Origin of the sequence: Streptomyces sp. NPDC059009 (genome assembly GCF_042740175.1) — a bacterium.
Lineage (GTDB): Bacteria > Actinomycetota > Actinomycetes > Streptomycetales > Streptomycetaceae > Streptomyces.
This window is the reverse complement of sequence record NZ_JBHYJB010000056.1, coordinates 14,732-37,607: the sequence shown is the minus strand read 5'-3', so window position 1 is coordinate 37,607 and position 22,876 is coordinate 14,732. Positions and strand designations below refer to the sequence as shown.

The following is a 22,876-nucleotide window of genomic DNA, read 5'->3' as shown; positions in this document are numbered from 1 at the left end:
ATCGCGCTCAACTCGACGCTCACCCCCCAGATCGCCGGGGGATGACGGAGCCAGTTGCCGCGCTTGGTCACACCCACCCCGCTGGGCTGAACAGAGGGCACCGTCTGGTGCGAACGCTGTCACCCATCGTGACAGCCATCACTACGGACATATGCCACATGAAGGATCTTGCTGTCACACCGATGTGAACCCATATATTCATCTCAGTTGCCCCGCCTGAGAGTTGAGTATCCAGATGCCAGCCAGAGCGGTGTGACGGATGGCACCACGACGCCAGAGCACTCTCAAAGCCGTCACCAGAGCTTCATCAATCGCAGCACCTAGACAGGAAGGAACACCATGAGGATCGGCGATCTTTCTCGGCGAACCGGTGTCTCGCCTCGACTGTTGCGCTACTACGAGGAGCAGGATCTACTCCACCCGGAGAGGTCGGGCAACGGATACCGCGTATTTGGCGAGGATTTGATCAGCAGGGTGCTGCAGATCAGAGAGCTTCTGGATGCAGGGCTGTCCACCCGAGTGATCCGGATCGTTCTCCCCTGCCCGGGCGCGGCATATTTCCCTCCAGCTGAAGCTGCTGCAATAGTCCGCGTCGAGAGCGCCAATGTGCAGCGAAAGATGGAATCTCTACTCCACAGTCGCAGCATCCTATGCGCATATCTAGCCCACTCCGGCGAGTGCAAATCCTAAGGTGCCACAGAGGTCATCACCTGGTTTACGGAACGCCTGAGCATCGCCGCATGCGCACTCTGCAGCCCACACGCATCTAATCCCCCCGCAAGGCGGTTGGGTGATAAAGGTGCGGCCAGAAACGAAAGGCAATTCATGAAGAAGACCATACTGCGCGCTACCGCAACCGCAGGGGCAAGCATTCTGCTTGCATCCATATGCACAGGGGCGGCAGCGTCAGCGGAACAGGAAAACGAGCATGACACAAAACTTTGTGCTGCCATCTTCGCAGGAAAGGTGAAGACTGCGGACGAGTGGAAGAAGTGCCGTGACAGCGCAGCCCGACAAAGGGAGAATAACGAGAAGAACAACAAATCTCCTCGAAACTCCCCGAAGTCCGATGAAACGTCAACGGCTGACGGATGGCCCCTCACCGAGTACTACGGGCCGAGGGACTGGCCCTCTGCGCTCAACGATGAAAGCACGTACAAGGCCACGGGAGCTTCGACCGCTCTCATGTACTGGGCCCAGATAGACAAGAAGGAAGGGTTCAGGCCCAAGGCTAAATCCAACCTGCCCAAGGACTTCTACAGTCCGTACAGGCTTAACGAGGACTGGAACTACCTTATGAATATAGCCGTTCGGCAGCCCGCCGAATACGACGCCAAGGAGCTTCGCCTCAGGGTCAACGAGATGCTGTACTACACATACGGCACTGGAATCTACTACCTCCACGGATATAAAGGGTGGGACGACACCACCTTCCCTAGCTCACCCGGCGCAGACGGGGACCAATTCGTCAAATACATGTTTGACCAGGTTTACGCAAGTCGGCCAGCAGCTGGAGCCAACGCCAAGCTGAGGAAATACACCACCGCGATAGTCAGCGGCATCATTGATACGGACTTTGTTTCCGCACCCGATAATTACCCTGGCACCGACAAGGATAAGGGCCATGCTAACGACGTGATCAGCCACGCCCTGAACTCCACACCAGACCACAGCCGCCAGCAGCTGTGCGAGATCTATCGCGACCTCCAGAAGGACCCGATCAGCGGCGAAGGATACAAATCCGGACAGTGGGGAGCCAAGCTCGGCTCCATGATCGGGCGAGCGATATATTGCTCCTGACTAAGGCACGGCTTTAGGCGCTGCAATCGGCCGCGCCCTCCACACACCGAACACGGTACCTGTGCCCGCCATGACAACCCGCAACTACGGCGTCGTGCTGCACGCAACGCAGGCGCTACCGGGACAACACCCTGCCGAGCAGATCGGCGAGGGCTGAGGTAGAGCAACTACCCCGCCGGACACGGCGGGTGGACGAGGTCCCCGTACCTGAGCGGGGACCTCGTCCAGCAGAGCCTCCGCAAGGGCCGCGCGCGGAGGGTTCTTGCCTCAGATCGTCTGATGAGTGGCAGGGTCCTGCCCCAGACCGTCCGAGGAGCTGACCGTCCTCTGAACAGGACTACTTGACAGGGAAGACACCCGAAAACGTGCCTGCGTTTCTGCGGGTCGGTCTACCGCAGCCGGTAGCTCTTCATCGTGATCGCCATGGGCAACATCATGACGGGCGGCACTGACAACGACGACGTCCCACACAATCGCCCCTCCTGTGACTGTGAGCGATAGATGTCACCTGGGAGCGGCAACTGGCACCGTGACGCGATCCCTGAGTTCCGGCGCGGCAAGATCGCAGGATCCTGCCTGCGGCGCCCCGGGCTACTCCACCCGCCGCTGCCACTCTCCAGCCTCGGGGACCCATCGGACGATGACGGCCCGCCCATGTCGGTCAGCTGCGGCGAGGGATTCCAGGTCCGTCTCTGCGAGCTTGGCCAGAGCCTCATCCGTAGGGCGGCCGCGCATCTCCAGCCAAGTGTTGGTCTGGGGCTCCCCCACGACATACAGGGCCGCTTCCGTAGTGGTGCTCTCGGTCAGCTCCTCGCTCTCGCGCCCCACAGCGCGGCCGAAGAGCCGCCGAACCCAGGCGTAGACATCATTTCCCGCCTGCGTCGCGAGGGCCTGAACGAAGGGAACAGCGGCCGCGGTCCCCACGATCACCGCCGCATCATCCACCCCCAGATCGATGGCCACCGTGTCCGGGTCACGGTCGTCCCCCCGTGCACGGTTCCCCCTTTCCCACTCTTTTTCCTGCGCCTTCGCCGCTTCCTCCCCGGCCTGCACTGCGCGGCGAGCCCGGTCGATCAGCTCGTCATCCCCGTTCCCTTCCTGGGACAGGATGCCCAGAAGATGGTCAAGCTCGCGCCAGTCGAAGGGCGACCCCAGCTCGATGGCCAGGCAGTGCCACTGCACAGCATCCCGGGTGTCGCGACTGTAGAAAGTGCCCAGGTCGGCGGCCGCATCCGCGTCCCCCTTCTCCACGGCCAGCGTGACGAGGAGTTCGTGTGCCTCGTCTCTTCTGCCCGTCCAGGACCGCATCTCGTGAGCCAGCCGCCGGAGAAGGTTCTGGCTCCGCAGCAGAGCTTCGGCCGATGGCTGGTAACGGGAGTCGGTACGGGCGAGCGAGAGTGTCAGGTCAGTAAACTTCTTCAGGGCGCGGCCGTTTCCTGCCTTGGCCAGCGGGGCCAAGGTCTTCAGTGCCTTGCTATGGCGCCCCTTTTCGATGTGCGACTCGGCGAGTAAGAACGCTGCCCCCTCATCCCCGTTTTCCGCCAGGCGGCGCAGATCCTCCAGAGTGCGTGGCACTGCCATATGTACCCCCTTGAGTCGACTGGCGTGGTCACGGCGACCCTAACCACGGGAGGGCGTTGGCGGGCGGGGCTCCACGAAATGTTCAACGCAGGCCCCGTTCAGACCCTCCAACTCGACAGCACAGGGGCAGAGCCGTCGCTGGCTGCGGCGTTCACTAGCGGCCCCACCGAGGCGAGTTGAGTCGGGCCCGGTTTGTGGATGATCGGTGAAGCTGGGGCGTCGTAGTGTGGCCCCGTCGGGCGGCTCGATTTGGGACCGCCCGGAGGGATCGCTCGATCAGAGAGAGGGGGATGAATTGGTGCAGCAGTGGCCCGAGGGCCCCGCAGCTGATCCGGCAGCAGCACGAGAGCGGTATAGCTCCGACATGCGGACAGCTCGTGGAGCGATGCGAGAGGTGTTGCGTGCTGACCTGCCTGCCGCGCACTTCGGACTGGGGATCGTGATCGTGGTGAGTGTGGTCGCGGGCTTTGCCGGGGGAACCGTGGTCGGTGCCTGCATTGGTGGAGCGTTTGCCATGCTGTTCCCCGCGACACTGTTGGTCATGTTCCTGCGAGGCGGGCGCGGAGTGGACGCGCTGCGGCGGGCATACCTCTTCACCTTCGGGTGGGCGAACTGGATCTAGTGCCGCATCAGGCAAGGTTTGCCCTGTCGACGTGGGCGCGTAGGCACCGGTCGTCGGCGTGCCGGTTTCGCCAGATGATGTAGCGGCGGATCATGCTGCCTTGTTCCTTGTGGGTGGCGTGGTCGGTTCCGTCGAGGGTGAAGTAGCGCAGGGCGGTGAACTGGCCGTCGGCGTTGAAGTTGTGGATTACATCCCGGACCCGGTCGTCGCTGGTGAACGACACCTCGGCGATCTTCGTCACCGGCAGTTCCTGCGCGGACAGCAGCACCATCTGGGTCCGCCGCCACGTCGCCAACGCCCCGGTGCCCCTGCGGATGATCCGCAGCAGCCGCCTGCCCTCGTCATCATCGATCTCGCGTACACGTACTCGTTCCGCCACCCGGACAGGATGACGATCATGCGCCGCTCAGCGCAGCCATCCAGACTTCGCGGCTCGCAACGCCCGGTCCGTGTTCGCCGATCACCGCCATCCGCCACTACTTGGTGATACCGTATAGCGGTAGTCGGTAGTACGGAGTACCGATTGGGCTGAGGAGGAATCGCGATGGACGACCTGACGGAGATGCTGAAGGGCACCCTCGAAGGATGCGTGCTCGAAATCATCGGCAGCGAGGAAACCTACGGGTATGCCATCACCCGTCAGCTGAACGAGCTCGGCTTCACCGACGTCATCGAGGGAACGGTGTACACCATCTTGCTGCGACTGGAGAGGAACGGGCTCGTCCAGGTGACGAAGCGACCATCCGGGGTTGGCCCGCCGCGCAAGTTCTACGCACTCAACGACGCCGGACGTGACGAACTGGCGAAGTTCTGGACGAAATGGCAGTACGTCTCATCACGCATCGACAGGCTCAAGGAGGGCGGGAAATGAACTTCTGGGAGACCATCACAGGCAGCGATCTCACCAGGGAATGGAAGGCGTTCGAAGCCCGGGCTCAGGCCCTGCCAGATGAATACCGGGCGGCGTGGGAAGAGGTCAAAGCCGGCCTCTTCCCCCATGGAGACTTCACCGGCCGGAACCTGATGCCGATCCTCGACGCGGCCCTGGGGCTGCTCGAAGAAACAGCGGCGGACGGGCAGGGCGTTCACGAGGTGCTCGGCGACGACATCCCGGGCTTTTGCACGGCGCTGGCCGGTGGCGAAGGGGCTCGCACCTACCGCGACCGGTGGCGCGAGCAGTTGAACAGGAACGTCGCAAGGAAACTGAGCCGGCTGGGAGGCTGACGTGAGCATCCAAGACATCATCGAAGGCAAGAAGCAGTGGCGGGCACACGTGGCTCGGGTCAAGGCGCTTCCGCCGGACTACCAGATCGTCTACAAGGAGATGCAGAAGTACCTGTTCAAGGTCGGACCGATCGACATGATGGACGGGCCCCTGCTCCCCGGGATCGTCGACTTCTTCGAGGAGGGCGCCGCGGCGGGCAAGGGAGTCTTGGAGCTCGTCGGCAAGGACGTCGCCGCGTTCTGCGACGACCTGGTCAAGGACTCACGCACCTATGCGGACGTCTACCAGGAGTCCATCAGCGGGAAACCCGGCACGGCCGAGAAGTAGCACCCGTCGCCTCATACTCGTGGGCATAGCCCGCACACGCGGTTCGTTCACCTCGGCGCAGCGCGAACAGCCGCGGGCCGACCGGACACCAGAAGCCGCCGCCGACCCGTCCACCGAGGTGGTCGAGTCCGTCGGCGAGACCTGGCTCTGCCCCGCCAGCGCTGGCAGCGCCCCCCGGCGAGCAGGTCTCCGGCGACGGACCGCTCGACACCATTCCCCAAGACGACACGACTGACGCCAGCGCGCGCCGCGAACTCCAGGGCAAACATTGCCTGTTGCGGCACTAGCAGTGTCGGGATGCGCAGGTGCCCGTTGTTCGTCGTCGCGAACAACGGGCACCGGATCCGTCAGAGTTTCGCGAGGCCACATGCAAGGGCCGCGTGGCGCAACTTCACGTCCTCGAACTTGAGTATCCCGACACATGCCGCGTACCCGTTGGCTCCGGCGAACGTCCCCGTGAAGCACCCCCACTTCATGCCCACAGTCACGTCATAGCCCCTGACCTCCAGGTACAACGTGCACTCGTCTGCGCCCTTGGTCTGCACATCATCTGTGCCCGGCGCCGGCTGCTGCACCGTGGCCGTGTCGTCACCGGGCTCTGCGGCTTGGGCCGGCGCGGCCAGGAACATTGCGGCGACCAGGGCGACCAGTGCGACGAGCGCCGCTCCTGCCGTCTTCTTCGCGCGGGACATGCAAACACGCTCCTCTGCGTGTTGCTTATGCGGTCTCACAGAACGCTAAGGACGCACGCGACGGCATCGGAAGACGCTTCGCCCGAGCCCGAAGCACCACGTGATCGTTCCACTTTGGCCCAAGGTTTCCCGAGGGGGGGCGATGCTGGGACGAACCCCAGCCCGTCGCCGTGAACAGCTCAAATCCGCCCCCGCCTGAGCTGACTGACCTCGCTGGTCGCCACACCCCGTCTCCTGACCACTTTCAGGAGGTCAAGAGTTCGCCGCTCAGTTCACGCACACGTTGCCCCGCGCGCCCGTGACGGTGCTGCCCATCGGGGAGTTGGGCACGGCATCGCGTGCAGTGACGATCCGTCCCCCACGGAGACGCGAGCGTGGGCCCGGACCCATTGTCTGCCTCCGGCCGACCTTCTGGCTCAGACTCTGCGTCGGGTTCGTAGCGGGTGAACAGAGCGTCGCCGCCTTCGGCAAGCTGACGGCACCCATCGGCTTTCGCGGCCCAGGTGAACAACACCGTGTCATGGATAAGAGCAAGTTCCGCCTCTCCGCAGCGCCCGTGATTCGCCTCGACCCGGCGCACCAGACCCCGCCACACCGCCACGTCCTTGTCGGTGAATTCGGGCAGCCCCCCCCTCCTCCTCGCCCCCCGCCAGCACGTCCCTTGCGGGTGGCGTGGAAGCCGGTGATGATCACGGGATTGCGTACGTCGCTGTCCAGGCTGCGGAAACCGAGGTCCGCCAGGGCCCCGAGGCCGGCGGCGCGCAGGTGGGCCAGGACGTGATCCTGGCGGGCGGCGGTGTTGTCGCGGGTGCGGCCGGGCCGGGCGGCGGATATCCAGATCGATGCCGACCCCTCTCGTCGGTCAGGGCGAGGAAGTGCAGGCCGTGATGGTGGTGTTTGCCGGAGGGGTTTCGCCGGTCGGCCTTTCCGGTGCGGCGCTGGGTGGCAATGAGGGTGCCGTCGATCAAGACCACCTCCCCGCCCTGCCTGGCGCCCTTCTTCAGGGCGTGGTCCAGGCGCGGCGCCTGCGCGGCGAGCAGGGCGATCAGCTCGTCGCGCCAGCGGCGGACGGCCGCGCGGTGATCCGTTCCAGCAGCTCGGGATACAGCATGCACCGGATCCTAGAAGGCCGCCCGGTCACGGTGAGTGCGAACCGAGAAGCTGTTCCTGGAGCGAGAGATGGCGCAACCGTCTTTGCCGTGACTGGTTGCCAGGCTATTCACTGGCCTGGGCACGGATGGGGATCTTGGTGATGTCAGGGCGTAACGGGGAGGCTAGCGAGGTGCCGCGAGTACGTCCGAGAGCACGTTCTCAAGCGTGACCCGGGCCAGCTCGTGTCTCAGGGTCTCCTCGATGCCCTCGTAGATGCCCTGCATCGCCGGCTGGATGCCGTGACCCACCACGCATCCCTGGTCCGGGGTGGTGCGGTGCATCGCGAACAGCGGGCCGGGTTCCACTGCCTCGTACACGTCGAGCAGGGTCATCGACCCCAGCTCGCGCGCCAGCGACCAGCCCGCGCCCACGCCCCGCCGGGACTGCACGAGCCCGGCCCTGCGCAGCTCGCCGAGCAGCCGTCTGATCACTACGGGGTTGGTGTTCGCGCTGGTCGCGATCTGCTCGGAGGTGGCGACCTCGTGGCCCTGGCGCTGGTAGAGGCCGATCCAGGCCAGCGCGTGGGCGGCGATGGTCAGCCTGCTGTTGGCGCTCATGGTCCCTCCTGTCGGTCGCAATGCTTCATGTTACGACAGCACAGTCGTAACAGCTAAGGTTGCAACAGCCTGTCGTAACAATTAGCGTTGCGACTGCCGGGAAGGGCCAATCAACGAGGTGAGAAGAATGAGCAAGCCACTCACGGGCAAGGTCGCCCTGGTCACCGGGGGGTCGCGCGGACTCGGAGCCGCGACGGTACGACTGCTGGCCGAGCAGGGCGCCGACGTCGCCTTCACCTATGTCAGCTCCGAGAAGCAGGCGCAGGCCGTCGTCGACGAGGTGCGCGGCAAGGGAGCCAAGGCCGTCGCCTTCAAGTCCGACCAGGCGGACATGAGCCGGGCGCCGGCGCTGATCGACGACGTGGTCGCGCACTTCGGCGGCCTGGACATCCTCGTCAACAACGCGGCCATCTCCGCGGGTGGCACGGTGGACGATCCTGCCGCCGACACTGCCGCACTGGACCGGATGCACGCCACCAACTACCTCGGCGTGATCGCCGTCATCCGGGCCGCCTCCCGAGTGCTGCGCGCGGGCGGCCGCATCGTCACGGTGAGTTCCGGAGTGGGCTCCCGGGTCGGTGTCCCGGGAGCTGCCGACTACGCGGCGACCAAGTCAGGGATCGAGAGGTACACCATGGGGGTCGCACGAGACCTCGGGCCCCGGGACATCACGGCCAACGTCGTGGAGGCCGGAATCATGGAGGGCGGCATGGAAGCGCCGGACCCCGAGACCCTCAAGACCCTGGTCAGCTCGCTGTCCATGCAACGCCTGGGGCACCCCGACGAAATCGCCGCGGCGATCGCCTTTCTGGCCAGCCCCGCCGCGTCGTACGTCACGGGCGCAGTACTGGACGCCCACGGTGGCTACAACGCCTGAACCCGAACCCCTGCAGCACGCCCCGGAGGACATCGCGACTTCGGGGCGCGCGCCAAGGAGAGCGGCTCCTGACGAACGATCTTCTCCGCAGACTGCCGCCCACGACCAGGGTGAGTCCCCCGAGTACGGGTCACACCAGCCCTTCGGCCTGCCCCTTCAAGTTGGCGGAGGCTCACTGCTGGCCCTCAGTCCGATCGGGCCTGTCATCTATCGTGCCGCGTCGTCCAAGCGTTCGTTGCCCAGTTCGCGGTCACCGTCAGCCCTCGGCGCGGCCCGGCTCGGTCCTCCGCATCCTGCGGGCCATGTCCAGTTGCGCACGGATCACCGCCTCGAACAGGGCGTCCGGATCTCCGTCAGGTCCGGCGCTCGCGGACAGCAGCGCGGCGACGAGGCTGGCCAGGACGGTGACCAGGTCGGCTGCGCCCACCGGGCCACGCACCTCGATCAGTTGACGTACCGCGTCGTCGATGCGGTCCATCGCCTCCTCGCCCTGGAGGAACAGGCCGAGCCGGTCGGCGAGCTCCCTGGTCGGCGACGTGGCGGTTCCTCCATGCTCGACCACCGGACCGTTTGATACATCACGCCCAGGTCTATCCCGTGATAAGACCCGGGTCTGACTCCCACCGATCCAGGTAACTACAGAGATGTAGGGGGAGCCCGCAGGGCAAGGCCCTGCGCTTCTCCAGCCCAACGCGAACACGCGCCGATACAGCGGCGTGAGCGGAATGCCCGCACTTTCCACCCAAGACCGGGGGTGACGGGCAAGCCCATAGGTACTGGTACTCATGCGCAGGGTTGGTGGCGTTGCCTGCTGTCGCGGGGTGGCTGCCGGCTCGACACCAGAGCGGGTCACCGCGGGAAAACGCGGCTCGTGCTGCTGTCTGCTGCCCCCGCTCTGCCTGTCGCGTGGCGGCTTGCAGCAGCCCTCCTGTCGGGGAACTCGGGCCAGGATGTGGGATGGGCACCGATCTGGCTGGCGGCAGTGATATGGAATGGCGACGACGGCCAGACCGGCACCAGCCACGTCCTCGGCTAGAGAGCTGTCAGTGAAGGCCAGCACAATGCCGCCATGAGCTATGACTTGGCTGTGTGGGACGGTCTGAGCCCTGCTCACAATACGGCGGCGCTCGAGGTCTTCGAGGATCTGTACAGCAGATTCATGAGAGGTGAGAGCCAGTTGCCGACTCCACGTATCAAGCAGTACGTGGAGGGGCTGGTGACCCGATGGCCTGACCTAGGTGACGACGATGAGGATGAGGACGCGAGTCCTTGGTCGGACGGACCATTGATCAACAACGCGAGCGGTCCGCTCTTGTATTTCGGCATGGTCTTTAGCAAGTACCAGGAGACCGCCTCGTTCGCCGCCGACCTGGCCCGGTCCTCCGGCCTTGTTTGTTTCGATCCGCAAGATCGGCGTCTACTCACCTGACTCTTTGCCTTCCTGATCACGGCTGGGTGTCGAAGCGGGTTCGGAGGAGTTCGAACGAGGCCAACCGGGAAGACCCGCCCCGCACGCCGCTCGAAGGCCGGCTGTCGGCGTACGCGGCCCTTCCCCTGCCCGCTACGCGCGAACGTCCTCGGCTGCTCAACCACCGCATGGCCGGGGCCAGCCGATAGCCAGCCAGTCTCGGAACAGGGCGATCGGGCCAGGGCGGGGCGTAGCGTGGCCCGATCGCACAGCTACGCCCATAGGGCGCTCTTGACGGACCGTCGTGTCCCGCGCCTTGAGAAGTCGGGTGGCCCCGGCTCCCCGGCCTGCGCACGACCACCTTCAGGTTGGGGACGTATTGCTGTACCTCACTGGCCACGTTGGGGTGTATACCGACACCGGTCGGCCGCCGTCGGCATACTTCACAACGACGAGACGGACGTCCACGCGCTCGGAGCGCACCAACCGTGGGCCGGGCATCCCGCGCGCATCCCGTACCAGTGGGTGTCCGAGCGGCCCCGCCCACGCAGGTGGACGATCAGCGGCAGGGTGAGAGCGGGCAGGGCGTCAGGGGGGTGTCGCGCAGGTAGCGGGTGATCTGCTCACGGGACTTGATGCCGCGGAAGCCGGCGATGTCCGAGGAGCCGTGGCCGCGCGGCCGCGTCGCACGCAGGCGGACCGGCGCACTCTCGGTCTCGCCGCTGCCCCCGCCTTCCGCGCCCGTGAGGGACACCTGACCGTGCCCCGCAAGCATGTCGAGCTCCCGGACGACGGCCAGAAGGTGAAGCCTGGAAGCCAGCTCGACAACGCCCGCCGCCGCGCGCTCCAGTTCACCGACGAGGTACATGCCGAGCTCACCGTTGCTCGGCATGTCCGGGTCGCCCCATCGATGTCTTGGGGAGTCACTCCCACCCTCAGTAGTGCGAGGTTCTGGGGTTGATGTTCCGTCCCTAGGCTGCAGACAGATCAGGGATGGCGAGGCCGTCAACGCCACGCCACACGGTCTTGGACCGTGCGGGCCGCGCAAACCGGTCCGCACTCACCGACAACATGGGGGAAGAAATGTTGACCAGCAGGAAACTGCGCACGGCAGCCATCGCCGCGACCGCCGCCGGGATGCTGATGACCGGAGCAGTCGCGGCCGGCGCCACCGAAATGGGAGGCAACTCCGTCGGCAGCTGGCACGCCTACGCCGAGTCGGACTGGACCGGAGCGGACAAGGACTTCTCCGGAAACACCGGGGACTGCAACTACGTCGGCGCCGGCTGGAACGACCACATCCGCTCCGCCCGCGCCAACGGCGACAACGTCAAGGTAGAGCTGTGGGACAACGCCGACTGCACCGGAGGTTCGATCACCATCGACGGAGGCGGCTACCACAGCATCGGCGACTGGGTCAGCGCCTACCGAGTCACCAGCTAACACCCCAGGAGACCGCCGGCTGACTGACCGAGCACACCACGAAGGCCCGCACCACCAAGTTGGTGCGGGCCTCCGGCGCCCCAGAGACTGCGTACGTCATCGTGATCTGAACTGGCCTCGGCGACTTACGCCGGCAGCGCCTCCAGTCCGTGCAGGCACTGTCGTCCCGATAGCCTCTGGTCATGCTTGACTCGGATCACGCCGTGTACGAGGCGTACTTCACCCGCTCCCTCTTCCAGCTGCTGTCGGGGGCAGGATGGAAGCGGCTGACCGCGTTCCGCGTCGACGGCGAGGGCGTGCTGCTCGGAGGTGCGCCGGCCCGATACAAGGCGCAGACGGCGTTTGTGCCGTGGCAGGACATCACATCGGTCGTGGTGTGGCAGCAGCGTATGGCCGGCCCGTCGATGGACTACATCGGTGTCCATCGACGGACGGGAGCACCACCCCTGCCCGGTATGAACGCCAAGCTCCGGCCGGATCAGACGGCTCAACTCGCGCCTCACGTCGAACATGAGCTTTTCCTCGCCAGCCGTCCCATCAACCTCTGGCGCCTCGACCCGCAGGGCCTTCAGGCCGCCGTCGACACATTCGCTCCCGGGATACCGGTGCTGGTCTACGAGCAACAAGACGCCCGATAGCCGCCGACAGGCGAACAAGATGAGCGAGACCGCAGACGCCGCCCCCTCACGGACGGCACGGCTGTAGCCGCTGTCACGGTCCCTGCACACGATCTCCGCGCCGGGGTGTGCGGTCAGCCAGGCCGCCAACGTCTCGCTGGTCCGGTCCAGCAGCACGTCGATGACCGTGGACTTCTCGACGTCCAACACGTTGGTCGCGTACGTCCGCGACCGGCGGAACGCGAAGTCGTCGACGCCAAGCACCCGTGGACTGCAGGACGGAACGGGCGGTGCGTGCAACTGCCCGAACAGCCGGGCCCGTCCGCGAGGCGCACCATGGCTGCGACGATCACCAGGCCGACCAGCAGCAGCCACGCCGCTTCGGCAGCGAGCGCTCGCACGTCCTGCACCAGTTCTCTCCTCCCCCCTGGCCGCCGCTCAGCGCGGGACATCTCTAGCTCATCCCGAGCCGCATGGCAGCCCATCAGCCACAGCGGTAGCTCCTGGGGCGTCATACGCCCCCGCCACGCAGCGGCAGCGAAGGCTCCCCGTGCAGGCTGGGCCACGGTCCGATCACCTCGGAGGCGACGATGCGCACTCGTCCCTCCGTAACAGGAACTACCTACGGCGGCACCAGACCAGGCAAACGATCCCGGAGCGGAAAGATCAGCAGGTCAACCGTCACCGCGATCCGGCTCTGGCTGCACCCGTAACCACCGCCCCACGTGTCCGATTTGCGCCCTGTTCATCCTCCCTGATCCTCCCGAAAGATGAGGGCTTGCCAGGAAAGCGCACCTGTCGAGTGAGGAATCCACGATGGCCAGGAACGCGAAGAGCCGCACGACACCGCAACTGGGCTCCGAGGGCCGGAGCCCCGAGGACGTCACGGCACTGCTCGCCGGGGCCGCCGATCCGGAGCAGCGGCTGGCCGTCCACCAGGAGCTCTACCCGGACGTGATCAACCTCGCCACGGCGGAGAACGTGCTGGTCTATCCATCACTGCGGGACAACGTCCTCGACGGACTCGGCGTCCTCGGGCAGCAGGACCTCAAGTACGCCCCTTCGTACGGCAGCCCGGACATCCGCCAGAACATCGCCGAATTGCTCAGCCCGGCACTCTCCCCGGACCTGAAGCGCGAGGACATCTTCGGCACATCGGGTACGTCGGCCGCCCTGGAGTGCCTGGCATTCGCGCTCAAGGACGGCGGGATCCTGCGGAGCGGCGACCGGGTGCTGCTGCCCGCCCCCTACTGGCAGGGTTTCAACTGGAGCTTCGAGCAACGCCCCGAACTGGTCACCGTTCCCGTACACCTCCAGGAGAGGGGCGCTGAGAATTTCGAGCTCACCCTGGCAGATCTGCAACATGCCTACCGGACCCAGCCGGAGCCGCCGAAGCTGCTCATCCTCACCAACCCCAACAACCCGCTGGGCGACAACTACGGCAAGGACCTGCTGGAGAGCATCTACCGGTGGGTGCTCACCGAGACCGGCATGCACATCATCTCCGACGAGATCTACGCCCACTCCCAACTCGCCGACGCCCAGCCGGAGTTCGTCAGCGCCCTGGCGCTGGACACCTACCAGAACAACCCGGAGGCGCAGAACCGGGTCCACGTCGTATGGGGATTCGCCAAGGATTTCGGGATGTCGGGCTTCAAGGCCGGAGTTGTGATCTCCAAGTCGCCGATGGTCCATCAGACCATGCAGGGCATCAAGGACAAGCAGAACTCCCTCTCCTGGTTCAGCCCGTTCGACTCGCTCAAGCACTTCGTCATCGGGAAGATGCTGGAGACCACCAGCGGAGGCAAGAGCTACCCTCTCGAGCTGATGAAGCAGTACCGGGGCTGGCTGACGACCGCGTTCCAGGAAACCCGCCAGGCCCTCGATGACGGCGGAATCCCGTACCGCTACCGCGAAGGGCAAAACGCGGCGCAGTTCTTCTGGCTCGACCTGCGTGCCTATCTGCCGCCGGCGGGCACGGCGATCCCGTCAGAGATCGGGCCGCATTTTCCGCAACTCGACCGCGTACCGGAGCCGTTCGCCGAGAAGAGCGCGGAGGCCGAGAAAAAGGGGACGGTCGCACTGCCGATCCTCTTCCCGAACATCTCCAGCGAGGAGGAGTGGCTGCGCTGGTACCTCGCCACGTACGCCCGGGTGCAGCTGCTCCCCGGGCAACTCCTGTCGTGCGCCGAGCCGGGCTACTTCCGCCTGTGCTACACGGCCGTCGACACCGCCGACGTCATCGCTTCGGTAGGAAGGATCGCCGACCTCCTGGCCTCGTGAGGGAACCACGGCCACTGACGCGCACTGCAAGGGCGGTCGGCGAAGCAGGCACCCGATCCGTCCTGGCCCCACACGTTCTTACCGGCCCACCGCCTACACCCCTGCTTCGCCCTCCGGCATCCAGCCCCTCAACGTCCCCCAGCAGCAGACGCTCCAAGCCCCGCACGACCCACCGGACAGGGCCTAGTCTCCCGTGTCTGAGAGCCTGGACTGGAAGGCTCATACACGGGAGCTCAGGTGGGGCCAGCCAAGGCGTCGTTCGGCCTCGGGGATCTCACCGTCCCGCCGCGGTGGTGCGCCTGATCCCCGGGGCACCCAACGTCTGCCGTCATCTCCGCGATCCGGGCTTCCCGGACTGCCAGCACGGAGATGATGGTGCACACCGGGACCTTCGAGCCGAGGAGCCTGCATCATGCCTGCAGCCGTCTGGATCCTGATGCCCACGTACACGGACGGACCCTACGAGCTGCTCCGCGCGGCGTGGATCACCCGCGTTCGACAGACCGAGCGGCCGCCGCAGGTCAGCGTGCTCGACACCCGGGGAGACGAGCACCTCCTGGCCCATGGCGGCGATGGAGGCGAAGCAGGTACCCCCACCCTCCCCATCGACTTCGGCCTGCAGTTGATTCAAGCACTCGACGACGCCCGTCGTGTGGCCCAGGACAGCGACAGCGACCGGGTCGTCGTGGCCCGGCACACCGAGGACAGCTGGTCGTGGGAGACGTATCCCCTCGCCGAGGTCCCGCCCGCACAGGCACCACCGCCCGAACCGCCGCCCCCGGGACTGCACTACCCGCCACCCCCGCAGTGGAAGCCCCTCGACGTGGCCAGCCTCCAGCAGCTGGGACCGCGCGAGGACGGGGAGGATTCTTAGCCGAGGAAGCTGGCAAAAGCGGCTCACCCGCTTCGTAGATAGTGGCGCCGGGGGCCTCACCCACCCCCTGCCCGGCCGGAGCACGGCCCCGTGGCCGTGAAAGGGAGGACTCCGGCCCGCCCAGCTACCGGCAGATTCCGCCCACCGGCCCACACCGCGAAGGCGTACTGCCGCGGCGCGCGGAGTACCCGAAAGCTCTCCGGCCCCTGCCGGGCCACTGCGAGCGAAGACCCCTGTGCGTACTGATGCCTCACCGTGGCGTGTGTACGAGATCAGGAGAGGTTCAAAGACGGGTTCTCACCGGTCTTGCATCAGGTGGCTCAGCAGGGTCATCACTGCGGTACCGGCCAGGAGGGCGGTGCCGGGTCAACGTGTGCCTGCGGTGGGAACGGATCGGGCGTCCTCAGGCCATCAGTTCGGGCCCGAAGTAGTCCCGCAGGCAGGCGATCTTTCCGTCGCGGATGCGGAAGATCTGTACCAACGAGACAGTCACATCCTCGCCGTCGCCGTCGCCGTCGAAGACCGTGTCGATCTCGGCGATGAACACGTCGGGATCGGAGGTGGTGTGCAGCACGTACCCGGACTTCTCCAGGTTCGGTACGCGGTCGCCCTTCGCCTGTTGTTCGTAGTACGCCGTCATCGCGCTACGGATCTCCTCACGCCCTACCAGCCTCCTGGGGAAGGCGGCACCGGCAGGCATGAGCGGGGCCTCGAAGACACCGTCCGCGGTGAAGTTCGCGGCCAGGGCGTCAGCGTTGCGGGTCATGGCACCGGCGTAGACGTAACTCTCGAAGATCTCCTGCGGCGTTCGGGACACGGCGGCCTCCCTGGACTCGGACGCAGAAGCCCACACCATCACAGTCACGCCGTCGGGAAGGCGATTTCCAGGAACGATCACGCTTCGCCGGACGACCGGCCTCCCGTCGCCGCGGCCAGCACGGGCGATCTCACACGCCCCAGGGCGGACCCGAATCGGCCGGGCCATAGAGAGGTGCACCGGCCCACCCAGCGTCGACCGGAACCCAACCGGACGTGTCGCGGCTCGCCTGGGCTGCCAATCCAAGAACCACATCGCATCGGGACTGCGACTGAGCACCCCAGTTGGCGCCGTTCGCCATGTGAAGTGCTCCGAGTGGCTGGGTTGGACGGCCTCGTCCTGGAACTTGGCGGCCGTGCCCGTGATCAGGCGGTCATCGGCCGAGCTCAAGCGACAGCTCGCGTACGGCCCGTGTCACCGCCCCGGGCGAACAGGCGCCGTCGCCCTTCGCCGTCAGGCGGTCCCGTCGGGATCAGGTCGGTGAACAGGACTGCACAGGCGCGCAGTTGCTGCTGCGCCCCGTGGGAGGACTCGGATGTCTCGGTGAGGAGTACGGCCACCTCCCACAGGGCTCGGTGGCCTATGAGTCTCGGGGCGCCGAGCGGTCCTCCCGTTCCGCGCCGCCACGGATCGCACGTTCAACCGGATTGACCTCGACGGTGAGCACCACCAGCGCCAGGAGGCAACCGGTGCAGCACAGGACATGGGCCTCACGGCCTCCGGCAGCACGCCTCAACACCAGTCCACATCAGCCATGGTCATCACTCCAGCGCAGACCGCATGCTCCAGCCCATGAGCCAACAGCCGGCTGCACACAACGAGTTCAACGGAACCATCCAGGGCAACCCCGTGCAGGCGGGCACCATCGGCAGCAACCACGCGCCGCCGGAGCCGACCAACCCGCCCGGATCTCAAGCCGACGAAGCACAGGCGGCAGACGAGCAGCAGCCCGTACGCAACATCGCGAACGGGCATTTCACGGGAGACGTCATACAGGCTGACAGCATCCGCAGCCTGGGCCTCTCCCACCCGCCTGGAACGCCCAACCGGTCGCCGAAGAACCGCACGACACAGCCGATGAGCCCCGCATCCGCCGCTACCTGCAGATACTCCGCCGCAATCGCGGCCAGGACCCCACTCTTGGACTTGTCGCTGTCCCTCAGGCGAACGGGTCCCTGTTGGAAGGGTGTGGCTCCTTTGGAGGGACACCCGTTGGGGAAAACCTCCCCGGTGCTGAGCCCCATGCCTGGGCACCACCGGGTACGGCAGGATGACGAGTTATGAGACGTGGGGGACCTAGCCGAGTGCCGGGGCGTGCGGGTGTGTATCCGCTGTTGTTCATGCTGGGGGCGGCCGGGGCGTTGGCTGTGGCCTGGTCATTCGATCTGAGTGTGGCCGAAACCGCGGTGACGGTGCTGCTGGGCCTGGCGCCGGGCTTCTTGGCCTGGGAAGCATTCCGCGTCGCGGTACCCCCCGTGGATCTGGATGTGGTCGCCAAGAAGCTGGCTGTGGCGGTCAAGAACCAGTGGGAGGACGAGGCGAAGGTCCGCCGCGTCAACGATCCCTACCCGCTGCCGGTCACCTGGCGGCCCGCGGACGACGACCTGGCCGAGCCCTGGCCGCTGCTGACGGACTTGGCCCGCGGCTGGCCCGGCGGGCCGCCCGGCGATCCCGACAGGTGGCCTCAGGATGCGGTCGGACTGGCCGGCCAGGATGGCCAGATCGGGGAGGTGTTCACCGACCGCGTGCCCACCCGGCGCCTGGTGATCCTGGGTGAGCCCGGCGCGGGCAAGAGCGTGCTGCTGATCCGGCTCCTGCAGGACCTCATCGAACGCCGCACCGACGGTGACCTGGTGCCTGTGCTGTTCTCGCTGGCCTCCTGGAATCCCAGCCAGCCGTTGAAGACATGGCTGGCTGAGCAACTGCGCCGCGCCCACCCCGGCCTGCGCGCCCCGGCCCCACCCCCGGTCACCACCACGGCCACGAACAGTCCCGGTGACCTGGCCCAGGCACTGTTGGACGCAGGCCGCATCCTGCTCCTGCTCGACGGGTTCGATGAACTGCCGCCCGCCCTGCACCTGGAGGCGCTCGACGCCCTCAATCGAGCGCTGCCGGCCAAACAGCCCCTGGTTCTGGCCAGCCGCACCGCCCCCTACCGGGCGGCTCTCACCCGGCCGGATGCCACGGTGCGCCTCAACGGCGCCGCCGCCATCCAGCTCCTCCCCCTCGTTCCTGAGACCGTGGCCGCCTATCTGCGTCGGGACGCCGGTGGGCTGCACGCCCCCGCCGCCCGCCGCTGGGATGCCGTGATTGCCCGCCTGGGCACTGACACCCCGGTCGGCCAGGCGCTGACCACACCGCTGGCGTTGTTCCTGGCCCGCAGCATCTACACGCCTCGCCCCCACGCCACGCCCGAATCCGCTGCGGCGCCGCATCCGGACCATCTGTGTGACACCTCGGCCTTCCCCGACCGCACCGCCGTGGACACCCAGCTGTTCGACGCCTTCGTCCCCGCTGCCTACGCACCCGACCACCCCCGCCCGCTCCGGTGGAAGGCCGAACAAGCCCATCGCACCCTGGTCTTCCTCGCGCGATTCCTGCAGACCCACCGCGACGGCAGCCCTGACCTGGTCTGGTGGGAAATCCACCACGCCCTCCCCACGTACACCTACAACGTCGGCGCCGGTCTCGCGCTCGGGCTCGCGCCCGTGCTGATGAGTGGGCTCACAGCCGTGAGCGGGCTCATGGGCATGCTCGGGCTCGCATCCGGACTCCTACTGGCAGGGCAAGGACGCGCCCCGATTACCCGGCTGCGCTGGTCACCTCGCAAGTTCTTCGTGGCCGGGCTCGCGTTCGGGCTCATGGGCCTCTGGGGCGGGCTCGTGCGTGAGCTCGAGCGCGGGGGCGGGCTCGAGCCCGCAGTCCTGCTCACGGTCGGGCTCACGGTCGGGCTAGTGGCCGGGCTCGCGGTCGGGCTCCAGACAGAGCGACCTGATCTGGCCACCACCACCGCGCCCGGCACACTGCTTTCCTCAGATCGCCGTGCCTTCGTGCTCGCACTCGGGCTCGTGCTCGCGATCATGCTCGCGGTCGGGCTCGCAGTCGTGCTCACGCCCGGGGTCCGATTGACCCTGGGCCGGTTCGGTATCGGGCACGGGATCGCGCTTGTGGGCGGGCTCGGGATCGGGCTCAGCTACACAGCCTGGGGGCACTTCGTGGTGGCCAGGGCATATCTGGCGGCACGCGGCAAAGTCCCATGGGCGCTGATGGAGTTTCTGCAGGACGCGCACGAGCGGGGCGTGCTTCGGCAGGTCGGGGCGGTGTACCAGTTCCGACACATCGATCTGCAACGCCACCTCGCTCAGCAACGGCCATGAATGGATCGAACAGGCCCGCCCACACCTCAGATTTCAGGCACAGGTTCTGACCGCTTCGCAGCCTCGACCGCACGGTTCGGGAGTCGTGCCCTTGTGTCCCACGGACGCCGCAATCCGATCGCCGGGCACAACGCGTTGAGTAGCCCGTGACCAAACACTCCGGCCGATACGACACCCCCGTGACGGGCTTCCGTGCACCCGTGCGGCCGCCCGACCCGCGCCGCCAGGGATACTGCCCCACCTGCCAGGCGCTCCAGGGCGAACGCTGCTTCGGCCGGGTGGCCAACGGCGTTCACCGCAAGCGGCTGGAGGCGAACGGCATCGACCCGGTGACGCTGCCACCACCGCCCCGCGCCCGCAAGCGCCGCCTGCGGTGACATACCAGCTTCGCGCCCCGGTGCGAGTGGGCGAGCTTCTGTTCCGTGACGGGGGGGCAGAGTCGTTCACCCGAGTGTCGTGAACGGGGGCGTTTTCGGGCAGGAGCGGGATGGCTCGTGCGCGAGGCGGGGTATCTCCGGTCGATTGTGGTGACCTGGGCTGGCCGGCGGAGCCTGTCGGGCATCTGCGGGCCGGAGTTGCGATGACCGGTGACGTGTCGGCCGGTCCGGCCCGCGCTGGGAGGCTGTGCCGTGAGCCAGACGGTCGGCGCACGAGCTGCAGGGCTCAGCGATACAAGTTCCACGGAGTGCCGGGAATGCGGCACTGACGCTCCCGCAGCGCGATCCGGACATCCAACCAGGCGTTATAGAGCACCGCCTCTTCCTCGCTGGCGACGCCGTCAATGATCCTGTCCCGCCAGTAGTGCAGTTCATGCTCGGGCATGAGGGCGACCCATTCGAGGTAACTGGACAGCGCCTCCCCCCTCTTGAGAGCGACTGCTTCGAGGACCGGCCTGTGCTGGGTAATGGTGGCGGAATCCGCCTTGTCCATGCGCAGTCGCCACCGGTGCTCCATTCCATCGCCAGTGCCATGCTCGACTATCCAGCCGGTCTCGTCCTCGTCCCTATTGCGCTTGAAGAGTGCCATCTGCGTCCCCTTCACACCGTTGTTGTCGACAACAACCACAGTATGGCTCTGCGCCGCTGTCGCCTCCCGCCTGTTCCACAGACCCTTCACCAGCCTGGAGATTGGATGGGTGTGGCTCCCTTGGAGGGACAGACTGAGCTGGGAATTCGCCAAGTCGATGGCGCGCAGCGCACGTGACCCCAAGCGAACGCCGCAGCTCGTCGCGTCAGTCACGGTCAAGGAGGCCGTCACTTCAAAGGAGCCACACCCAAGAACCGTCACCTGTACGGGCTTGCCGTCCGCACCATCGGCGGACATGCCCATCCACTCCCGGCCGACGTCCAGGCGCGTCTTCTCACACCGGTGGTGCAACCGATAAGCCACCCGGTCACGGATCGGATTCTCTATCTGGGAAGTCAGCGCCGGATACGCCATCTCTCCATCCTCGAAGGACTCCCCCGCGCCCTGCAGACAGCAGTCAAGAAGGGCTGCCGTGAGCGCCGTCGGTGGCTCCGCCGGCACAGTCCCCGTCAGGCTCCGGGCCAGAAGCATCGATGCTCCGAACGTCGGTCATAGCGACGGAACTTACTGCCCAGGTACGACAATCCCGGACCCGATCGCCTTCCGGGAGATGCGGCTGGTGAACTGACCGCATAGGTTCACCGGGTTCAGGTCGAACCGAACTTGCCGCACGTGCTGGCAGAATCTCTCGCATGTTTGAAGAGAAGATAGGTGTGCTGTCGCAGATGATGGCCGCGCACATGGCCAGGCCGTTTCCGCCGAACTTCCGCGGCAGGGTCATCGAGGGCAAGGACATGGTGCTGCTCGATGCGGACGCTTACGGCTATGTCTCCTGCGCCTTCGACGGCCCACTCGATGAGCAGCGTCACGCGGGCTTGCTGAAGCTCACGGCTGTGTTCGAGACGGTTCTTCCGGCCATCGACGACGAGTACGCGGCCAAGTACTACGCCCACGTGCGCGACATGGCCGCCCTCGCCGCTGAAATCGAGACCTTGCGCGGCAAGCAGACCCCGCACTGAGAAGGTTCGCGAAGGTGCGGGTCAAGGCCGTTGGATGTGCGGTGACGTCCCCTCCGCCCGCTGGAGGCGCGATGGCCCAGCCGCGAAGCCTTACTCTGCCAGATGGTCGTAGCGGACCTTGGCCGCGAGGGGCACCGCCCAGTACGGTCAGGTGCCGAGGAAGACATACCCGCGCTTGTCGTAGCGGGTGGCGACGGCTCGGACGCGCTTGAGTTTGTTGATCGCCCGCTCGACTGTGTTCCGAGCTTTGTACCCGGTCTTGTCGAAGCCGGAAGGCCGGCCACCGCTTGAACCCCTGCGCAGGCGGGCCGACTTGGTGTCGCTCTTCTCCGGGATCACGTGTCGGATACCGCGTCGCCGCAGGTACGAGCGGACCAAGCCGTTGCTGTACGCCTTGTCGGCGCCGACGCTGTCCGGTAGCCGCCGCGACCTGCCGGAGCCGATTCGGGGAACGCGAATCTTGTCCATGACCGGTTCGAACTGGGTGCAGTCCACCCGCTGGCCGGGTGTGATGGCCAGGGAAGCGGGCGGCACTTGCCGTCCGCACTCAGGTGGAGCTTGCAGGTCAGCCCGCCGCGCGAGCGGCCGAGGGCCTCACCTGGAGCACCGCCTCCGCCAGGAAGCGGGCACAGGCTCACGTGCGCCCGCACGTGAACTGATCTTTGTGCGGCCCCCTTTGAGGAACCGGAGGTGCCGACGGTGGGCCCTTTTGGGCCCGGCGGCGTGCTGGTGGGCGCGCATCGACGTGGAGTTGGCGTCGAGTTCCAGTCGATGCCGCCCGCAGCGTCGACGCCGGCCTGGACGTACTGGGGCAGCCTCTCCCAGGTGCCGTCGGCCGACCACAGCATGTGCCGTCGGTGAATGGTCTGCCATGGGCCGAAGCGTTCGGGCAGCTCGCACCACTGGCAGCCGGTGCCGAGCCGGTGGATGATCCCGTTGATCAACTGACGGTGATCCCGCCACCGGCCGCACCGGTTGTTGCTCCTGGGCAACAGCGCCTCCAGCACCGCCCACTCGTCATCGGTGAGATCACCCCTGCCGAGCATGACCAGAACCACGAACCGCCCCTCGAAGGGACACGACCTTCAGCGGGCGAAAGCCCCCGGTCAGCGGCCCGGAAAGGATTTGCCCCGACTGAGGAGGAGCTACTACGGTCACGCCAGCGCGAGAGACGCGTGA

General features: G+C 66.4%; 24 protein-coding genes and 2 pseudogenes. 15 read left to right on the top strand and 11 right to left on the bottom strand.

Annotated features, from left to right (window positions below; genetic code table 11):
* Window positions 1-339: 339 nt before the first annotated feature.
* Both ACFWYM_RS39655 and ACFWYM_RS39650 read left to right on the top strand, forming a co-directional pair.
* Window positions 340-690: a MerR family transcriptional regulator gene (locus ACFWYM_RS39655; RefSeq protein WP_384848756.1), complete on the top strand. Its 351-nt coding sequence runs from the start codon at window positions 340-342 to the stop codon at window positions 688-690.
* 135 nt (window positions 691-825) lie between these two features.
* The gene (locus ACFWYM_RS39650; RefSeq protein ID WP_384848753.1) at window positions 826-1,800 is read left to right on the top strand and encodes a hypothetical protein; all 975 of its coding nucleotides are present in this window, start codon (window positions 826-828) and stop codon (window positions 1,798-1,800) included.
* Window positions 1,801-2,391: 591 nt separating this feature from the next.
* On the opposite strand, the gene ACFWYM_RS39645 is transcribed toward ACFWYM_RS39650, so the two are convergent.
* A complete protein-coding gene (locus ACFWYM_RS39645; protein WP_384848750.1) occupies window positions 2,392-3,381 on the bottom strand; it encodes a hypothetical protein in 990 nt (329 codons plus the stop codon).
* Between the two features lie 394 nt (window positions 3,382-3,775).
* Here ACFWYM_RS39645 and ACFWYM_RS39640 point away from each other — a divergent pair, with 394 nt between their 5' ends.
* The gene (locus tag ACFWYM_RS39640; RefSeq protein WP_384848747.1) at window positions 3,776-4,003 is read left to right on the top strand and encodes a hypothetical protein; all 228 of its coding nucleotides are present in this window, start codon (window positions 3,776-3,778) and stop codon (window positions 4,001-4,003) included.
* A gap of 163 nt (window positions 4,004-4,166) precedes the next feature.
* Here ACFWYM_RS39640 and ACFWYM_RS39635 read toward each other — a convergent pair.
* Window positions 4,167-4,382, bottom strand: a pseudogene (locus tag ACFWYM_RS39635) (IS630 family transposase); the annotation flags it as partial.
* A 165-nt stretch (window positions 4,383-4,547) separates the two neighbouring features.
* Here ACFWYM_RS39635 and ACFWYM_RS39630 point away from each other — a divergent pair.
* From ACFWYM_RS39630 to ACFWYM_RS39620, 3 genes are read left to right on the top strand one after another with little or no spacing between them, the layout of a single operon-like run.
* Window positions 4,548-4,874 carry a PadR family transcriptional regulator gene (locus tag ACFWYM_RS39630; RefSeq protein WP_384848744.1) on the top strand — a complete coding sequence of 109 codons (327 nt, stop codon included), beginning with the start codon at window positions 4,548-4,550 and terminating at the stop codon, window positions 4,872-4,874.
* A complete protein-coding gene (locus ACFWYM_RS39625; protein ID WP_384848741.1) occupies window positions 4,871-5,227 on the top strand; it encodes a DUF1048 domain-containing protein in 357 nt (118 codons plus the stop codon). The genes ACFWYM_RS39630 and ACFWYM_RS39625 overlap by 4 nt, the downstream gene beginning before the upstream one ends.
* A gap of 1 nt (window position 5,228) precedes the next feature.
* A complete protein-coding gene (locus tag ACFWYM_RS39620) occupies window positions 5,229-5,555 on the top strand; it encodes a DUF1048 domain-containing protein (protein WP_384848738.1) in 327 nt (108 codons plus the stop codon).
* Between the two features lie 347 nt (window positions 5,556-5,902).
* Here ACFWYM_RS39620 and ACFWYM_RS39615 read toward each other — a convergent pair whose 3' ends face one another.
* The 3 genes from ACFWYM_RS39615 to ACFWYM_RS39605 form a co-directional block, all read right to left on the bottom strand.
* A complete protein-coding gene (locus ACFWYM_RS39615) occupies window positions 5,903-6,247 on the bottom strand; it encodes a hypothetical protein (protein WP_384848735.1) in 345 nt (114 codons plus the stop codon).
* Window positions 6,248-6,936: 689 nt separating this feature from the next.
* Window positions 6,937-7,362 carry a hypothetical protein gene (locus ACFWYM_RS39610; RefSeq protein WP_384848732.1) on the bottom strand — a complete coding sequence of 142 codons (426 nt, stop codon included), beginning with the start codon at window positions 7,360-7,362 and terminating at the stop codon, window positions 6,937-6,939.
* A gap of 159 nt (window positions 7,363-7,521) precedes the next feature.
* Window positions 7,522-7,956 (bottom strand): Rrf2 family transcriptional regulator, encoded by a 435-nt coding sequence (locus ACFWYM_RS39605; RefSeq protein ID WP_384848729.1) that lies wholly within the window; start codon window positions 7,954-7,956, stop codon window positions 7,522-7,524.
* A 127-nt stretch (window positions 7,957-8,083) separates the two neighbouring features.
* Here ACFWYM_RS39605 and ACFWYM_RS39600 point away from each other — a divergent pair, with 127 nt between their 5' ends.
* Window positions 8,084-8,833 carry an SDR family NAD(P)-dependent oxidoreductase gene (locus tag ACFWYM_RS39600; RefSeq protein WP_384848727.1) on the top strand — a complete coding sequence of 250 codons (750 nt, stop codon included), beginning with the start codon at window positions 8,084-8,086 and terminating at the stop codon, window positions 8,831-8,833.
* Between the two features lie 256 nt (window positions 8,834-9,089).
* On the opposite strand, the gene ACFWYM_RS39595 is transcribed toward ACFWYM_RS39600, so the two are convergent.
* Complete coding sequence (locus tag ACFWYM_RS39595; protein ID WP_384848724.1) at window positions 9,090-9,395, bottom strand: hypothetical protein; 306 nt, start codon at window positions 9,393-9,395, stop codon at window positions 9,090-9,092.
* Window positions 9,396-9,902: 507 nt separating this feature from the next.
* Between ACFWYM_RS39595 and ACFWYM_RS39590 the strand changes: the two genes are divergently transcribed.
* Window positions 9,903-10,262: a hypothetical protein gene (locus ACFWYM_RS39590; RefSeq protein WP_384848722.1), complete on the top strand. Its 360-nt coding sequence runs from the start codon at window positions 9,903-9,905 to the stop codon at window positions 10,260-10,262.
* Window positions 10,263-10,800: 538 nt separating this feature from the next.
* Here ACFWYM_RS39590 and ACFWYM_RS39585 read toward each other — a convergent pair.
* Complete coding sequence (locus ACFWYM_RS39585; protein WP_384848719.1) at window positions 10,801-11,133, bottom strand: hypothetical protein; 333 nt, start codon at window positions 11,131-11,133, stop codon at window positions 10,801-10,803.
* Between the two features lie 191 nt (window positions 11,134-11,324).
* Between ACFWYM_RS39585 and ACFWYM_RS39580 the strand changes: the two genes are divergently transcribed.
* Together ACFWYM_RS39580 and ACFWYM_RS39575 are read left to right on the top strand one after the other, a co-directional pair.
* A complete protein-coding gene (locus tag ACFWYM_RS39580; RefSeq protein ID WP_384848716.1) occupies window positions 11,325-11,684 on the top strand; it encodes a peptidase inhibitor family I36 protein in 360 nt (119 codons plus the stop codon).
* A gap of 182 nt (window positions 11,685-11,866) precedes the next feature.
* Window positions 11,867-12,322 carry a hypothetical protein gene (locus ACFWYM_RS39575; protein WP_384848713.1) on the top strand — a complete coding sequence of 152 codons (456 nt, stop codon included), beginning with the start codon at window positions 11,867-11,869 and terminating at the stop codon, window positions 12,320-12,322.
* Window positions 12,323-12,364: 42 nt separating this feature from the next.
* Here ACFWYM_RS39575 and ACFWYM_RS39570 read toward each other — a convergent pair.
* Window positions 12,365-12,565: pseudogene (locus ACFWYM_RS39570) on the bottom strand (transposase); the annotation flags it as partial.
* Window positions 12,566-13,117: 552 nt separating this feature from the next.
* On the opposite strand from ACFWYM_RS39570, the gene ACFWYM_RS39565 reads away from it, so the two are divergent.
* Complete coding sequence (locus ACFWYM_RS39565) at window positions 13,118-14,584, top strand: aminotransferase class I/II-fold pyridoxal phosphate-dependent enzyme (RefSeq protein ID WP_384848710.1); 1,467 nt, start codon at window positions 13,118-13,120, stop codon at window positions 14,582-14,584.
* 412 nt (window positions 14,585-14,996) lie between these two features.
* The gene (locus ACFWYM_RS39560; protein WP_384848707.1) at window positions 14,997-15,458 is read left to right on the top strand and encodes a hypothetical protein; all 462 of its coding nucleotides are present in this window, start codon (window positions 14,997-14,999) and stop codon (window positions 15,456-15,458) included.
* A 403-nt stretch (window positions 15,459-15,861) separates the two neighbouring features.
* Here the strand turns inward: ACFWYM_RS39560 and ACFWYM_RS39555 are convergent, their stop codons facing one another.
* A complete protein-coding gene (locus ACFWYM_RS39555) occupies window positions 15,862-16,275 on the bottom strand; it encodes a nuclear transport factor 2 family protein (protein WP_384848704.1) in 414 nt (137 codons plus the stop codon).
* A gap of 1,322 nt (window positions 16,276-17,597) precedes the next feature.
* On the opposite strand from ACFWYM_RS39555, the gene ACFWYM_RS39550 reads away from it, so the two are divergent.
* Both ACFWYM_RS39550 and ACFWYM_RS39545 read left to right on the top strand, forming a co-directional pair.
* On the top strand, window positions 17,598-19,652 hold the full coding sequence (locus ACFWYM_RS39550; protein ID WP_384848701.1) for an NACHT domain-containing protein: 2,055 nt from the start codon (window positions 17,598-17,600) through the stop codon (window positions 19,650-19,652).
* 179 nt (window positions 19,653-19,831) lie between these two features.
* On the top strand, window positions 19,832-20,029 hold the full coding sequence (locus ACFWYM_RS39545) for a hypothetical protein (RefSeq protein ID WP_384848698.1): 198 nt from the start codon (window positions 19,832-19,834) through the stop codon (window positions 20,027-20,029).
* Window positions 20,030-20,315: 286 nt separating this feature from the next.
* Here ACFWYM_RS39545 and ACFWYM_RS39540 read toward each other — a convergent pair whose 3' ends face one another.
* Window positions 20,316-21,092: a hypothetical protein gene (locus tag ACFWYM_RS39540; protein WP_384848696.1), complete on the bottom strand. Its 777-nt coding sequence runs from the start codon at window positions 21,090-21,092 to the stop codon at window positions 20,316-20,318.
* A gap of 278 nt (window positions 21,093-21,370) precedes the next feature.
* Between ACFWYM_RS39540 and ACFWYM_RS39535 the strand changes: the two genes are divergently transcribed.
* Window positions 21,371-21,697, top strand: a complete 327-nt coding sequence (locus ACFWYM_RS39535) for a hypothetical protein (protein ID WP_384848693.1) — start codon at window positions 21,371-21,373, stop codon at window positions 21,695-21,697.
* Between the two features lie 147 nt (window positions 21,698-21,844).
* Here the strand turns inward: ACFWYM_RS39535 and ACFWYM_RS39530 are convergent.
* Window positions 21,845-22,743, bottom strand: a protein-coding gene (locus tag ACFWYM_RS39530) for an IS5 family transposase (RefSeq protein ID WP_384848836.1) whose coding sequence is annotated in 2 segments (ribosomal slippage) — window positions 21,845-22,218 and window positions 22,218-22,743 — 900 coding nt in all. Because the reading frame shifts where the segments join, the coding sequence is not laid out codon by codon here.
* Window positions 22,744-22,876 lie beyond the last annotated feature (133 nt).